At 42.0% G+C, this 14,536-nt stretch carries 7 protein-coding genes; 6 read left to right on the top strand and 1 reads right to left on the bottom strand.

Annotated elements, in window-relative coordinates; translation table 11 throughout:
• Window positions 1-255 precede the first annotated feature (255 nt).
• A complete protein-coding gene (locus C1S74_RS24825; protein WP_045398618.1) occupies window positions 256-2,322 on the top strand; it encodes an EAL domain-containing protein in 2,067 nt (688 codons plus the stop codon).
• Between the two features lie 47 nt (window positions 2,323-2,369).
• On the opposite strand, the gene azu is transcribed toward C1S74_RS24825, so the two are convergent.
• Entirely contained in the window at window positions 2,370-2,822 is a 453-nt protein-coding gene (gene azu / locus C1S74_RS24820) for an azurin (RefSeq protein ID WP_045398616.1), read from the bottom strand.
• Window positions 2,823-3,432: 610 nt separating this feature from the next.
• On the opposite strand from azu, the gene C1S74_RS24815 reads away from it, so the two are divergent.
• From C1S74_RS24815 to C1S74_RS24795, 5 genes are all read left to right on the top strand, one after another.
• Window positions 3,433-7,056 carry an Ig-like domain-containing protein gene (locus C1S74_RS24815; protein WP_045398614.1) on the top strand — a complete coding sequence of 1,208 codons (3,624 nt, stop codon included), beginning with the start codon at window positions 3,433-3,435 and terminating at the stop codon, window positions 7,054-7,056.
• Window positions 7,057-7,397: 341 nt separating this feature from the next.
• A complete protein-coding gene (locus C1S74_RS24810; RefSeq protein WP_045398613.1) occupies window positions 7,398-10,082 on the top strand; it encodes an Ig-like domain-containing protein in 2,685 nt (894 codons plus the stop codon).
• 530 nt (window positions 10,083-10,612) lie between these two features.
• Complete coding sequence (locus C1S74_RS24805) at window positions 10,613-11,203, top strand: hypothetical protein (RefSeq protein ID WP_045398611.1); 591 nt, start codon at window positions 10,613-10,615, stop codon at window positions 11,201-11,203.
• 44 nt (window positions 11,204-11,247) lie between these two features.
• Window positions 11,248-11,757 carry a hypothetical protein gene (locus tag C1S74_RS24800; protein WP_045398610.1) on the top strand — a complete coding sequence of 170 codons (510 nt, stop codon included), beginning with the start codon at window positions 11,248-11,250 and terminating at the stop codon, window positions 11,755-11,757.
• 101 nt (window positions 11,758-11,858) lie between these two features.
• Complete coding sequence (locus C1S74_RS24795; protein WP_045398608.1) at window positions 11,859-14,531, top strand: TcfC E-set like domain-containing protein; 2,673 nt, start codon at window positions 11,859-11,861, stop codon at window positions 14,529-14,531.
• The last annotated feature ends 5 nt before the right edge of the window (window positions 14,532-14,536 follow it).

Here is a 14,536-nt window from a genome sequence, read left to right as displayed (position 1 = left end):
TCTAAACCAAAAGAGGGTTGGTCGTCCTAGTCCATGATCTTTTGGTTTAGTTGATAACAACAAGTTAGCTTGTGGCTACCTTTGTTGAGTGACTATTCGCAACGTTGAACGATCAACGCTTTGTTACTCGAATGATACCGTCATCGACTGTCTGTCGAAACTCTCCCTCATTGCGAAACAAATTAAACGGACCTTAATTGCGGCGAACTTCCTGAGCGACTCTTCAGTCGTTTACTAATGGATAAAATTAGCCAAATGAACAATCGATACATCAATCGGCTTTTTACTGTAATTTCTTCCAACTCGTATATAAACGGCTTGTGTAACGTGCTGGTTATGTTACTGCCAGTATCGTTGATTTCCGCTTTCAGTACGTTACTGAGCAACCTTTTCATGATGGCGGGTTATGAGCAAGTTGGCTCAACTGTTGGGGCTGCGAGTTCTATCATCTGGAAGTTGTTCCCGATTTTGTTGTTGGTGTACTTCTCGCAGTTTCTTTCTTCATTGTTAAAAGTCTCACGCGTTAATGTGATTACGCCATCACTGATGATTTATTTTATTGTGTGCAATGAGTGGGGACTACTGCAAGAAGGTACAGTCGTACCGAGCAACTACCCATTGGCGATCATCATTCCTATTTTGGTGGGATGGTCTGTGCGTGCAATGCAAAACCGCAGATGGTTTATGCGATCTGAGCTACCAAATATCGTCGATCAGTCTTACAACTTGATCATGGCAACGATATTGTTGGTTGTCGGTTATACTTTGATTGGCTATTTGTTGGGACGCGTTTTTTGTGCGGCTGATATCGCAGACTTCTTGCTGCCGAACCTTGATCCATATTCTCTACTAGATGGCATTATCTACGAGTTGGCGCGCAATCTATTTTGGTCAATTGGGATTAATGGCCACATTATCTTTGCACCATATAAAGCTGAGTTGTACGAAGCGTCACGTCTAGCGATAGAAAACCATGAGTTATTAGGAACGCCATTACCCATACTGACCACCAACTTCTTCGATTTTTATGCGGGTATGGGCGGGGCAGGTAACACCATTTCTTTAGTACTCTGTATGTTGTTTCTAACTAAGAACCGCAGCTACAGAGCGTTGGCAACTGCGGCCTTAATTTTAAGTCTGTTCAACATTAATGAGCCGATTATCTTTGGTCTGCCCATTATGTTTAACCCTCTGTTAATTGTACCGTTCCTGATCGTACCTATCGTGGGGCTCGTTATTGCTTACGTGGCTACTGCGGTTGGCTTGGTCGCTCCGATGACTGAAATCATGAGTTGGATGACTCCTCCTTTGATGAGTGGTTACATTGGAACGGGTTATACGTGGACTGGCGCGGTGTTGCAGCTGATCATCATCTTGGTAGGTGTGATGATCTATTCTCCATTCTTCAAGCAGATGGACAATATTGGCAACACCAATGCTTTGTTTGCTAAGTCACTTTCTGATGATTTCTTCAACTATGAAGGAGTCGAAAATGGCAAATCGGCAGGGGCTTTTTTCCCAGAGATTACGAGCAAATTTGCAGCGCAAAAACGTATTATTGATCTGAAAAATAATGGTGCGTTCGTCTTGTATTACCAGCCTCAGGTTAATACGCGGACTGGCGAGATTCATTCTCTTGAAGTGTTGATTCGACATCGTTCTGAATCTGGTGAGATTACGCCGCCGACTTTCTTAGATGACTTTGCGAAAGTAGGGTTGATGAGTGAGTTGGATTTGTGGGTAGTTGAAACCGCTTTAAAAGAGGTTGCGCCTTTAGCGGACAAGCCTAACTTTAAGGTTTCAATCAATTTGTCGCCAGAGACGTGTCTCGTCCCAAGCTTCACTGAAAAAGTGCTGAGTATGATTAACCAAAGTGCTTTATCTTACTCGCAAGTGGAATTGGAAATCACCGAAGATATGTTGATTCAAGATGAGCTCAGGACCCATCGAGTATTAACCTCTCTTCGTGAGGCCGGCGTAAAGATTGCCTTGGATGACTTTGGGTCTGGCTACTCCTCAATTGGCTATTTGTCCAAGTACGACTTTGATAAGGTAAAAATTGACCGTTCTCTGGTTTTAAACCTCAACAATAAAAATGGTCGCGAATTGTTTAGATTGACGGCCAAACTGGTAAAAATTACCGCAGCGGAAACCGTAGCCGAAGGAATAGAAACCGAAGGGGAATTGGAGTTTATGGCGGAGCAAGATATCCACTTGATTCAAGGTTTCTACTTCTATAAACCGATGCCGTTTGAAGACGTGTTGGCGTTAAGTTTTTCTACTGCCGAAGAGCAAGATGACTACGACCACTATTCTTTCTAAATAAAAAAGGGAAGCCCCGCAGCTTCCCTTTTTGCTATTGAGTGAGTTTATTTGAATTCAAACTTGCCCTGCATGATTGCCCAGTGGCCTGGGAATGAACAGAAGAACGAGTAGTCGCCTCCTGGAGTCATCTTCTCAGTGCTGAACGTGATCGATGTGCTTTCTCCGCCGCCAATCACTTTAGTGAATGCGTAAACGCGGTCGTCGTTAGGTTTCACGTAGTTGTTTTCAAGACCTGCTGACATCCCTTCTGTACCTACTGATTGTAGGTTCGCTGTATCAGCGATGACAATATTGTGACCCATAGATTGTGCTGGCATCTTACCTGTATGGTTCAGCGTCAGTTTCACTTCTTTACACGTTGCTGGAACGCTCAAAGTCTTGGTTGAAAACTGCATCATATCGTTAGCATCGATGGACACTTCACACTCTGCGCTTGCTTGCGCGCCAAAACTCATTCCAACCAGTGCAAAGGTTGCTGCTAGTAAACGTAAAGACATATAACACTCTCCATATTTTATTTTTGGGCTGACTTGGATTCAAACCGATCCAATGCATCTCATTATCATCGAATATTCAGGTTGAAACCGTGCTTCAATTCGGATATTGACGTTTTGTTGCAAAGTTATACTTATCACTTTATCTATCTGATCATTCATCAACCTGATTTTACTCTGCCGATTTGGCAAAGTGTGAAGATCATCATTTGGTTGATTCAGCCCATTTACATTAATAGAGTTAGTGAGCTTAGCTTGATGGTTTTGTTTAACGTGTAAGTAAATGTTTCAAATGTTTTTATTCTGTAACTTGCTGATTTTAAAGGGCACAAGAATACCTTTGGTTCAAATTCGCTTGCTTGTCGTGATGGTAAAATAGATTTGTTTAATCTGGCGCACATTTTAAGAAATTTGAACTAGAGTCCCAGTTTTTTGTTTGCTTACCGATTACGTGCGAAATGTCGTCAAATTGACGCGAGAAGACGCTTTATTTTTGGCACTTTTACATCTGTAAGTTAAGTTACATTTAGTTACACCTGTCCGCTGCGGCGCGAAAAAAGTTCGCATCTATAATCCCTTTCCATTTTATTGTTGTTTGTATAAGTCCTTAATTATGAGAAAGAATACGCTAGCGATCATGCCAAGTGTTTTAGCACTGGCGATCGGTATGGGGTTACCTGCTGCGCACGCGGGAGTGATCACAGACGCTGCTATCGTTGGTTCAGAAAGCCAGTGGTGGAACACCTATAAAGTCACGCTAACCAATGATGGTCCAAAGTCAGTTGAGTTACGTGATGCGAAGGTTGTGTTTGATTCAAACCTGTCTATGTCGACACCGTCTTGGTCTGCAACGGGCATTAGCTATCCGGGCATGAAGTTCACTAGTAATGCACAAGGCAGCTTATTCAAAAACACACTGGCTCTCTCATTCGACAGTGGTAGTTGGGTGAAGTCACAACTGCCTGCAGGTGAACGTATTGAGCTAACGCTCGGTGTGAGCGGCGTGTTGGATCTGACTCTTCTTCAAAATACCATTCGTCTGATTGCTGACGATGAAGGTGAAGTAGGCGAACCAGAAATTTCTCTTCAATTGGCATCGCCAGTGAATGGTGCTGAGTTTGAAGAAGGTCAAGCGGTTGCCATGCTAGCAAACGTAACGGCGACTAATACCAACGTTAAAGCCGTGACTTTCTTTGTCGACAACAAACAAGTGGCTCGTGTAACACAAGCCCCATTCCAAGCAAGCTGGACTTCTGTTGGCGCAGGCGCTCACACGATCAAAGCCGTAGTGGAAGACACCTCAGGTCTAACCCAGCAACAAGCGGTCAGCATTTCAGTAAAAGAGAAGCCAGTTGAACCACCTGTGACACCAGAAGTGCATGAGCTGACGTTCGTCGCGCCTACACAAGGTCAAACATTGATGGTGGGTCAGACAACGACGATTAAAGCACGCGTTGATGGTGAACTGATCTCTAAATTGGAGTTCTGGGCAAATGACCGTAAGTTAGGTCAACGTAACATCGCAGCAGGTCAAACGACGTACTCTCAATCTTGGACACCAAATGAAGTGGGCAATGCGACACTTAAAGTGGTGGTTCTCGATCAGAACAACCAAATGGTTGAGCAACGCAGTATCGCTGTTGCTATTGAAGCTGCTCCAAGCTTTGTTAAGCCAGAAGTGAGCTTCTCTTCGCCTTCGAACGGTTCTAAGTTTGAAAAAGGCGAGGCGGTGTCGATTTCTGTTCGTGCAACGGATGCTGATGACGATTTATCTCGCGTTATCGTGAAAGCAAACAACAAGCAAATCTGTGATTTCAATGCATCAACCACAAACCAGTTCTCTTGTAACTGGACGGCGTCAGAAGTAGGTGCAGTAACGCTAGAAGCGGTCGCGACAGATGCTGAGAATCTAACGGCGACAGCACGTGTGAACATCACAGTTGAAAAAGTAGAAACACCGACACCTCCTCCAACAGGTGGACTGTGTGCTGACTTTAATGTGTACCCAGACTGGACTCGTGGTGATCATGCGACAGGCGGTGACATTATGGTTCATAAAAACATTGCTTACTCAGCGGTTTACTGGACGCAATCTGTACCTGGTAGCGATAGCTCATGGTCATTGCATCTAAACTGTGATGGTACTGAGCCGGGTACAGCGCCAGCGCTATCATTGCGTAACCCAATGGACCCAGTGCGTCTAGAAGTGGCAGGTTGGCCAAACACATTCGTAGTGGCGAGCCCATCCACTCAAGCGTCAAGCACATTAACTATCGCAGCAAGCAGCAGTGATGCGCTAACAGACCTAGAGCAGCTTACACGTTCGTTTATGTCGGCTATCGAACAAGCTGAGAACGCGGGTACAGCATCTATCGTGATTCAATCGGATGTTCTGGATCTTGCTACGCAAGACAAAGGCGCACCTTTTGGCACGGTTGCGGTTAAACAAGCACTGACGAATGCCATTGATATCACGGGTAGCCGTATAGACATTGATGCGATCAATGCACTGAGTGACGATGTGAAAGGCTGGGCACATGCTTACAACCTGATCTTCACAGCTCTTGCGCCTCAAGCGACATTTGGTTGGTCACTAAGCATTGGTGAATTTGCATACGATACGCACTCTGGTCGTCAATCTGTATGGGATGAAGCGTCTGCTTTCACTGCGGATTTGCTTGATAGTTTCGAACTCTACAAAGCTGGTGCTGTTAACAAAGCCGACTTTGTTGCGTTTACTAAGTCGAACGCAACCGCTGCGCTTACTAGTGAACAATGGCATCATGCGCTTGAGTACGTAAAACAAGTAACAGATTATGTTGAAGCGCCTGCAATGCTCGCGAACATGCCGACGGAGCAAACCGCAAACTACTTCATGGGCAACACGCAGAGCGAGCAGCAAATCCGTAAAGCGGCGTACAGCAACGTGTTCGCATTGATGTTTGATCAAGACTCTCAAGCACTAACCAGCAAGATTGAGTTGTACCAAACCGCGAAAGTGCCACTGTACTACGTGGGTGAAGAGCTAGAGCAAGGTTCATTGACTCGTATTGAAGCGCTAAACCAAGAGCTGGCAAACGCTGAAAGCGTCATGGATAACGAAGCTTTCCTATACGAAACGCCGCAATCTCAGTGGGTTCCGTCAACGGTTTACAAGTGGAACGACTTCCTAGATGGCTTGAACGCAATGCACAACATTGGTGTAGCGGGTAACAAGTTCTGGTTGATGAACGATGAAGTTGATGACGCAACCAACATCAAATACGCGAAAGTCGCGATTGCTGCGTTCCTTGCTCAAAGTATGCAAGAGACTATTCGCTACAACGCGTGTGATGAAAACAACTGGTCTGAAGTGAAATACGGCGCGCCTGCGGATTACCCAATGACAGCGAGCTGTGGTCAACTAGGCCAGAAATACGCAGATTACGGTGTAAACCCAGTTTCTGGTTTGGATCATGCGTACTCTTGTCCTCGTGATGACAAAATGGAAGTCAGTGCACTGACCCATGCTAAATGGTATGGCGCACCAGCTCCAGTCTTTGCAGCACCTGATGCAGTACTTGAAGAGCGCGGTCTATTGGTAAATGGTGCGGCAGGTCGTTGGACAAACAACGGTCACTGTAACGATGTTCCAGAAAGCGTAGATACGTCTAAGCAAGTGTGGGAGCGCGACGAGTGTAAGACTTACGTTGGTCAGAAAGCGGGTAAATTTATTTGGGACGGCAGCAGCCAAGAAAGTGTTGAAGGCTGTGGTTGGTGGGGTCGTGGCGTAATCCAAACTACAGGTCGTCAAAACTTCGGTACGCTTAACCACTACCTAGGTCGCTCGCACGTTGACCCATCAACTATTGGTAAAACGATTGACGGCGTAATGGTAGAAGCGCCACCGGCGAACCCACTTTACGCTGAGCTAGACTTCTGTTCTAACCCAGGTCTAATTTGTAGCTCGGAAGAGAACAAAGAGATCAAGTGGATCGCAGGCCTATTCTACTGGGTAACGTCAGTTCAAGCATACAACGATGAAGGCGGGCAGTATGCCGATTGGAATTACCATAACGAACTTAAACAGTATGTAGATAGTGGTCTAAAAGGCTCTCAATTTATCGATGACGTTTCAGGTATCGTTAACCGTGGTTGCCCTGATTTGACTTGTTCAACTGGCGATGTTCACAACGTAAAAGAGCGTCGCGAGAACTTTAAGCTAGTGCTACAAAAGCTTGGTCTTGACCCGCAATAAACGGTAAAGACAAATACGGAGAAAACAAAGCCATTACCGCAAGGTAATGGCTTTTTATTTAATATCAATTAGTTACTCGATTAGTTAGCAAGTATATTGGCAATGCCCTTTTAGTGCTAAACCATGGATTGCATAAAAAATGATAATTGTTGGATATGCATCCAAAGCCTTGGCGTGTGTTGCCGGTTAAGTCGGTAGTATTTGACTCACTCAAAGTTGAGTTCAATTTGTATATGAGAAAGCGTTTTCGCTCAGCTTCAAATTTCTCATGTATATAAGTGCTGATACCCAATACTTGAACCGTGCCCGCACAACGAAAGGCCGTTACTTAAGTGAGTACTATGCCGATATTAAAAGTGAATACATTAAAGAAATGGAGTCGTACATTTCTACCTCTAGGTTTGCTTCCAATCTTAATTGCGTGTGGCGGCGAGTCTGATTCGGGAAATTCAAGTGACCTATGGCCAGAAAATCAAGTAGACCAATACGTTTCAGTCTATGCAGAAGACTTTTACAGCGTTGTACAAAGTAATGACACAGAAGAAGTTTTAGTTAATGTCATTGATAAAGTGGCCCGTTCTGGGGGGGAACGTATCGCGCTGAATGAGATAGAAGTCCTTTCATCAGATCCAAGCTGCCAACTTGTCGACAGTGATGATGAAAGTTTCAAAATCATCTCTGACCATGCAATGGTGTGTGACTATCAATATACCGTAGGTCTTGATGGGTATTCCAGCGGTTATCAAATGATAGGTAAGCGCAGCGGTGTCAGTCGAGTTGTTGTGGCGAATAACGCGCAACAGGCAGAATTAGTCCCGTTTGGTGTTGCTGGTTATCAAGATGAAACGTTGGAAATCAATATCGAGAATGAACTCATCAAGGTTGGCGATAGCACTTCTCTATCTGGTTTTACTTTAACTGACGATGTCATCTTAATGCCAACAGGCAGCACATCGACTGTCACTCTAGATAAAACCAATAACAAGATTTCATATATACCCGCAGCAACGTTCAAAGGCAATGAGCGGATTTTGTACACGCTGGAAAACAGCAGTGGAAACGTACTGGTTGGCTCTGCCGTAGTGACGGTTTCAGAGCGAAGTGCAGTGGGGATCGATATTCCGGACAATATCGAAATCATGGATACGGTTGAAGTGGGTAAGGAAAACACAATCGATATATCACCTTACGTTATCGATAAACAAGACGACAACTTCCAGTTAATCCAGGTGGTTGCATTTGATTCTGCGGTCGCTTTGACGGATGACTCGGACACCGCGAACAAAACATTCACCTTCAAAGTTGATCATGCTGGTCAGTATTATGTGAACGCTATTGTGACTGATCATCGTGGCGGTTTTGATGTGGCATTGATGAAGATTGTCGCGATTAATCCAGCCGAAACAAATTTATGGGATGATCACTATTACAACAATCAAATCTATACTGCTCCTCTCACTAAGAGTGACGCAGATAGTGGTGGTATTCGCAATGACGGCACCTATTTTGACTCTGCACATTCGGCAAATCCTGCTGTAGCGACTTTTAGACCAGAAAACGCTAATTTGTATTGCGGTAGTTTTGGTCGTCTTCCTACATCGACAGAATTAAAAGCAGTTCGGACCAATGACACAGCAAATACAAAAAACTGGCCATTGTCACGCGGCTATATTTCTTTGGATAGTTCAACTTATAAAGTTGTAAGCCTTTCTAGTGGGAGCACATTGACTGATGACGGGCAAGGCTATTACGTTACTTGCGTGAGTAATGGTTCGTTATCGGCTACCGCAATCGATGGGACTGCAGTTGCAAACGATACAGATAAAGCGATTGTTGAGGCTACTTTCTTGATAAACGGAAAAGTAGCGAAGGGAATAACCATAAATGCCTCAGCAACAGGAGATGCAAGCCTTGTAGAGGAGTCATTAATTACAAATAGCGATGGTAAAGTTAGGTTTGAGTTAACAAGCAAAAAAGCAGAAGATGTAGATGTGTCAATTAATGTGGCTGAAAACTTTACAGTATCTCAACGGATAAGCTTCATAGCGGATGTTAATACAGCTCGATTGTCACAAATTTCGATATCCCAAAATAATGCACCAGCTAACGGTCAGTCCACAAACCAAGTTACCGCATATGTTATTGATGCAAACTCAAACCCTGTTGAAGGCATTGAGGTTGATTTTTCCTCAGACAGTTCCACTGCTATATTGAATAGCTCTAAGGTTGAAACTGACGCGGGTGGTAATGCCAGGGTCAGCATAAGGAATACAACAGTTGGGAGTGTAAATATTACCGCTAATTACAAAGAAATTGAGTTATATTCGGTCGTTAGTTTTACTAATCCCGAAGTCCCGTACATAGACTCATATTCCCTTGTATTTAATGGTAGACCCGCAGATGGATTCAGCCACAATCGATTACGCGTTGTTGTTAAGGACAAAATATCAGGTCGGCCTGTATCGGGCCAAACGGTTGGAAACCTGCAAACTGATCTCGGGTATTATTCCGGTGTTAGTGATTCTAATGGGGAAGTGATGTTAAATTTTAGGTCGAAAATACCGGGTACTAGAACGTATACATTCTCTGCTGGTTTTGAAGCTCGTATATATAGTTTTAGCGCAACATTCTCAGCTGTTTCGTTTCGTAGTATGAGCTTTTTGAGTTCCGAGAACGAGACTGAAGGTCAGCTTAATGAGAGTTTTACCAAAACGATATCTCAACCAGACAATACATCTAAAGCCATCATAAAAAGTGTTGAGCTGGTTAAAAATTACGCGCGTTCTGACGGCCAGGACACTAACAAAATAAGTGTCGTTTTAGTTAATGAAAAGGGAGAGCCGATAAAAAATCAAGATGTGGCTTTATCTGTATCGGGTGATGCCAAGATCGTTTATGCCACGAAAACCAATAAAAATGGTGTTGCATATATTTATATAGCCAACCGTGTTGCTGAAGTTAATACTTTGAGATTAATAAATGAAGAAGACTTTAGAGAAGTGGATGTAAACTTTCTCCATCATTAGGAGTTAGCGCGATTTTATTTAAGGCTTTACATTATTGGTGTAAAGCCTTTTTTATTTTTAGCCCTAAACCAGCTTTATTGTACATTTTTATTTTGGTCGTTGTGTAACAGAGTTTCAGCATGAGGCTACGACACATCGTGATTTTAGCTAATAAGGATTAAGGATCTTGACTTAGTTCCATCGATTTACGCAATAAGCCTTTCCAAGTTCTAATGTTATAGGTGATGTTCGTTAGAATTTATTCTGTAATAAATACAAAAATGTCGCGTAGGATTTTTCTTACGCAAGCGTCGTTTTAATTTAACTCTACTCTTAACTTATTATTATTCTTAACTTATTTTTTACTTAATTTTTTTGTTTCATACTTTTTTTTGAGTTATTGGCATGGGAATCTAATTGTAAAATATGATGCTAATTCTGAGTTAGATGAAAAATGTAGTATATGCATTGTGAGGTGAGGGATGAACGATGAAGATAAATTTCGACATTGCCACCTTTGACATCTAAAACAGGAAAGAAAGAGTAATACTATGAAAAAAACAATGTTATCTGCAGCAGTTCTAACTGGACTATTTGCTTTCGGCGCATCTGCTAACCCAGCAAGTGGTGATATCGACGATACGAGTGCAACACTAACTTGGGAAGCAAAAGTTCCAACAGTTGTAACTGGTGAGTGGATCACGATTACAGGTGAAAATGGTAAAGCTCTAACGAATGCGGGTCTTACAATTGACGCTGATGGTTCTTTTACCTCAGACGCTGTAACAGTGGAAGTACGTTACTGGGACTCTGAAACAGGAGTTGCGGGTGAACCTGTAGTAGTTGGTACTGAAACGGCAGCGAGTTCAGGCGTTGTTCCATCAAGCATCACCTATCGTGTTGATTCACCGTCGTTTTCTTCTGAGAAAGGAACTGACCTTTCGACAGTTGATGTGAGTATCTTTAAGGATGACAAGGTTGTAGCACCAAATACGGCTCTTGTTGAAACAGCTGATAGCTCTTGGCAAACAAGATGGAAACTTGCTAGTGCACCAGGCAAAGGTATTTCGAATGTAGTTGCTGGTGACGTGATTACAGCCACGACTATCCTACGTGCAGACGTAGCATTCGCTGATAAATAATGCGGAAAGCGCGGTCTATAACTTAGGCCGCGCAAATTAAGTCTATGAAGAAAATTATCATCTTATTTCTGCTTTATCCTTCTATCGCTCTGTCTTCTAATTCAGTGACTAAAGTGTTGCCGTTATCGGCAGAGATCCAAAATGAAAAGTTTTTCTCATACAGAATAAAAGAATTCAAATTTAAACAACCAAGGTTACAAGTTGAAGTAGATCGAGCTACGGGTGAGCTTAAAAGTATTGAAACCAAGTTGATTGTAACCACGGATGTACCAAGCAGCTTTTCTGCTGGTTATAAAATATCCACTAATGTCTTAGTAAGTGAATGCTTTGATAACAAAGGAAACTCAACTAAGGCTGATTTTGCTGAACACACACTAGATGGCGAAGTATTAAGCGTAGGTAAAGAAATTACGTTGAATGATTTCTTTACTAATAGAGACACGTTATGGGTAGAAAAGGAATTTAAAATCGATTTTGATAATGATGTTCAAGTTGATGTAGAGGATGAGCGTTGTAGTGGAAAAGTAACTCTCTCAATAGGATTAGACTTTTAATTAATGACCATTGTACTTAACACTATGAGGTCCCATCGTGTTAAGGTTTGGAGGTATTTGATTTGTTGTTTTTCTGTACAGGCTCTAAAAAAAATATAGAAATGAAAAAGATCGATATTAGCTTTGTTAAGTTGACGGTTCTATTTCTTATCTCTATTTTTTTCCTCCCTGCGTATGCAAACTCAAAGTTTATTCCGCCGGGTTTTGAGCATTTTTATGAATACCAATCAAATCAGATCTTATTTACTCTTCCTAATGATACCAGTGCGTCAATTTTAGTTCTTTCTAACTTTGATGGTGTAAAAAACATCGAGGAACCTGAGAAGTTAAAACAAGCGTTGATAAGATCAGGGATCTCTAGCGAGCATATTGACGATGTTATTCAAGCTGTGGTTACAGATCAGCAAAGCGACGAAAACATTTTCTTTGTCTATGACCATTCTCAGAAGCAAGCCGTAATTGAAGTTCCCGCCAACTACCTTTCGGAAGGGGCTACTAATTTAGGTTATACTCAGTTGAGTGAGGATCGTCGTGCTCTGATTTCTACTAACCGCCTTTTCACTACTCATTATCAAGGTTCAACTAATGCGACGTTAACCAACGACTCGACACTTGGCTTTGGTCGCTCACATATCGACCTCGAGGCATCCTTATATGTTGTTGACAGTGGATCTGCTCAGTTTGATTTTGATGAGTTGGCGTACACCTATGATTTTGATGGCAATTCAGTAAAAGCGTATGAAACTCATCGCGGAAATACAGTGGAAAACTCAACGTCTATTTTCAATTTCAATCGTGAAGAAGACACGTATGGCGTGAGTTATTTTTCCAATGATAATTTATTAGTTAAAGACGTAGGTAACACGAAAAAACTGTTTTTTGATATGAAAGCGCGAGGGACGATTGAGGTCTTGAGAGGCGACCTAATCATCTACACAAACTCGGTTGCAAAAGGACAGCACAGTATCAGCTATCGTCATCTTCCTCGAGGAAACTATGAGGTTTCAGTGGTATTGAAACCGGTCGGCTATCCAGAAGAAGAGTCCCAAAAAATTATCCACAACAATAATTCAGAAACCTCGTTAAGGGGTTACGATTATGCCGCATCAGTAATGAAGTCAGGCAATACTATTGGCCAACGTCGTTATGAGGAAACTTATCTCGATTTAGCGGGAACTTACTCGTTGCTAAATGACCGCTTGCTAATCGGTGGGAATACTCAACTTGCGAGTCAAGAAGTGTCAGCCGGCATAGGCGCAAACTACACTGATTCGAACTTTAGCCTGGGTGGATATATCAATAAATTTCAAGGTGGATACTTATTCAATACTAACTTTCAAATTGCAGATGTGAATTTTGACTATGAGATGTTAGATGCAAATAAAACTCCCACAGATTCAAAGCAGTTGGGAAGCATCCGATACGGTAATAATGACTATGTTCAAGCGACGGCATCTTATTCTTCTCGCATTTATGAAGGTACATTAAGCTTTTATGCAAATCGATACATGGAAACGTATCAAGATTCTAACTTAGAAGTGAGCAATTTAAACTTATCAACGAATTACAGTAAAAATATCTTTAATAACGTTTATGTTGATTTAGGTTATAGCTATCAAAAAGACTTTAATAATTCTACGTTGAACGAACACATATTTTCGATCAGTGTTAACTTCGATCTTAATGACAGCTTTTCATACGTATCCGGTGTTGATTATTCGACTAGAAGCAAAACAAGATTTAGTAATACCCTGCAGTACTATGCCCCTCAAGTAGAGGCTGGCAGCGTATTACTGTCTGGAAGCGCTGATCTATCTCAATATGTAGATGGCAACGACTCACAATCTGTTTATGGGGTTAATGCAAATATTTATAACGATAAGTTTAACGCGAACCTATATGCAAACGGGACGACAGAAGATTATCAGAACTTTAGTGCAAATATTGAATCAACGACGATAGTTACTTCTGATGACATCTATGCATCTAAGGATCGAGCTCAGTCATATCTAGTGATTAAAAACGCAAAGACGAATACACAAGACAAAAATGATTTAGGGCTTGTTAAGATCCGAAGAAATGGTCAAGGAAATATGCGAGAGACCATTCAAGGTCAATACACCTTGATCGAGTTAGATGAGTACAACGAATATGCTTTTAATTTAGATACCGAGCTCAGTGGTTACAAACACAAGCAAGTAGAAAATAGTGAAATGTTCAGCTACCCGGGAACAATCAAAGAGATCGTTACCGAGTTTGAAGAAGTGGTCTCTGTTTTGACTTACTTTGAAGATTTTAATAATCGCCCAATCAATAACATCGAATGTAAGGGATGCGCATCCATCGCTAAAGTCGGTGATGGTGTTTACAACATTTCAGTTGAGAGAGGCGAAAAATTTCTACTAACTGCGAATGAACAGATTTGTGCGCTTCGTGAGGGGTACCTTGACAATTCATACGGTAAAAGCAACTGCTTTCCACAAATAGATGAAGATGAATTAGGTTTGCAAATTGTGGTTAATGGTTTAGGCAGTGAAAAAGATCATATTTATTACCTAGGTGCTTTCAATGATAGCAGTATTGTCAATAGATATAAGAAACTGATGTCGGATATGGAGGTAATACAAGTATCCTTTAACGGTAATGAACATTATTTTGCCAAATTATTTTCTAAACCCGTAGTGTCCGTTAACAAGAACAAACAAGTTATTCTTGAATTGCAAAACTACGCGTTATCAATATCTGATTCCGATAAATTTACTAAAAATAGGTAATAGCC

This window comes from Vibrio hyugaensis, from assembly GCF_002906655.1.
Lineage (GTDB): Bacteria > Pseudomonadota > Gammaproteobacteria > Enterobacterales > Vibrionaceae > Vibrio > Vibrio hyugaensis.
This window is presented reverse-complemented; position numbering and strand designations above follow the sequence as displayed.

Excerpts from the sequence above, each read along its gene's own strand:
- C1S74_RS24825 (WP_045398618.1), top strand. The coding sequence starts at position 256 with ATGAACAATCGATACATCAATCGGCTTTTTACTGTAATTTCTTCCAAC.
- C1S74_RS24805 (WP_045398611.1), top strand. The coding sequence starts at position 10,613 with ATGAAAAAAACAATGTTATCTGCAGCAGTTCTAACTGGACTATTTGCT.
- C1S74_RS24800 (WP_045398610.1), top strand. The coding sequence starts at position 11,248 with ATGAAGAAAATTATCATCTTATTTCTGCTTTATCCTTCTATCGCTCTG.
- C1S74_RS24815 (WP_045398614.1), top strand. The coding sequence starts at position 3,433 with ATGAGAAAGAATACGCTAGCGATCATGCCAAGTGTTTTAGCACTGGCG.
- C1S74_RS24795 (WP_045398608.1), top strand. The coding sequence starts at position 11,859 with ATGAAAAAGATCGATATTAGCTTTGTTAAGTTGACGGTTCTATTTCTT.
- C1S74_RS24810 (WP_045398613.1), top strand. The coding sequence starts at position 7,398 with ATGCCGATATTAAAAGTGAATACATTAAAGAAATGGAGTCGTACATTT.
- azu (WP_045398616.1), bottom strand. The coding sequence starts at position 2,822 with ATGTCTTTACGTTTACTAGCAGCAACCTTTGCACTGGTTGGAATGAGT.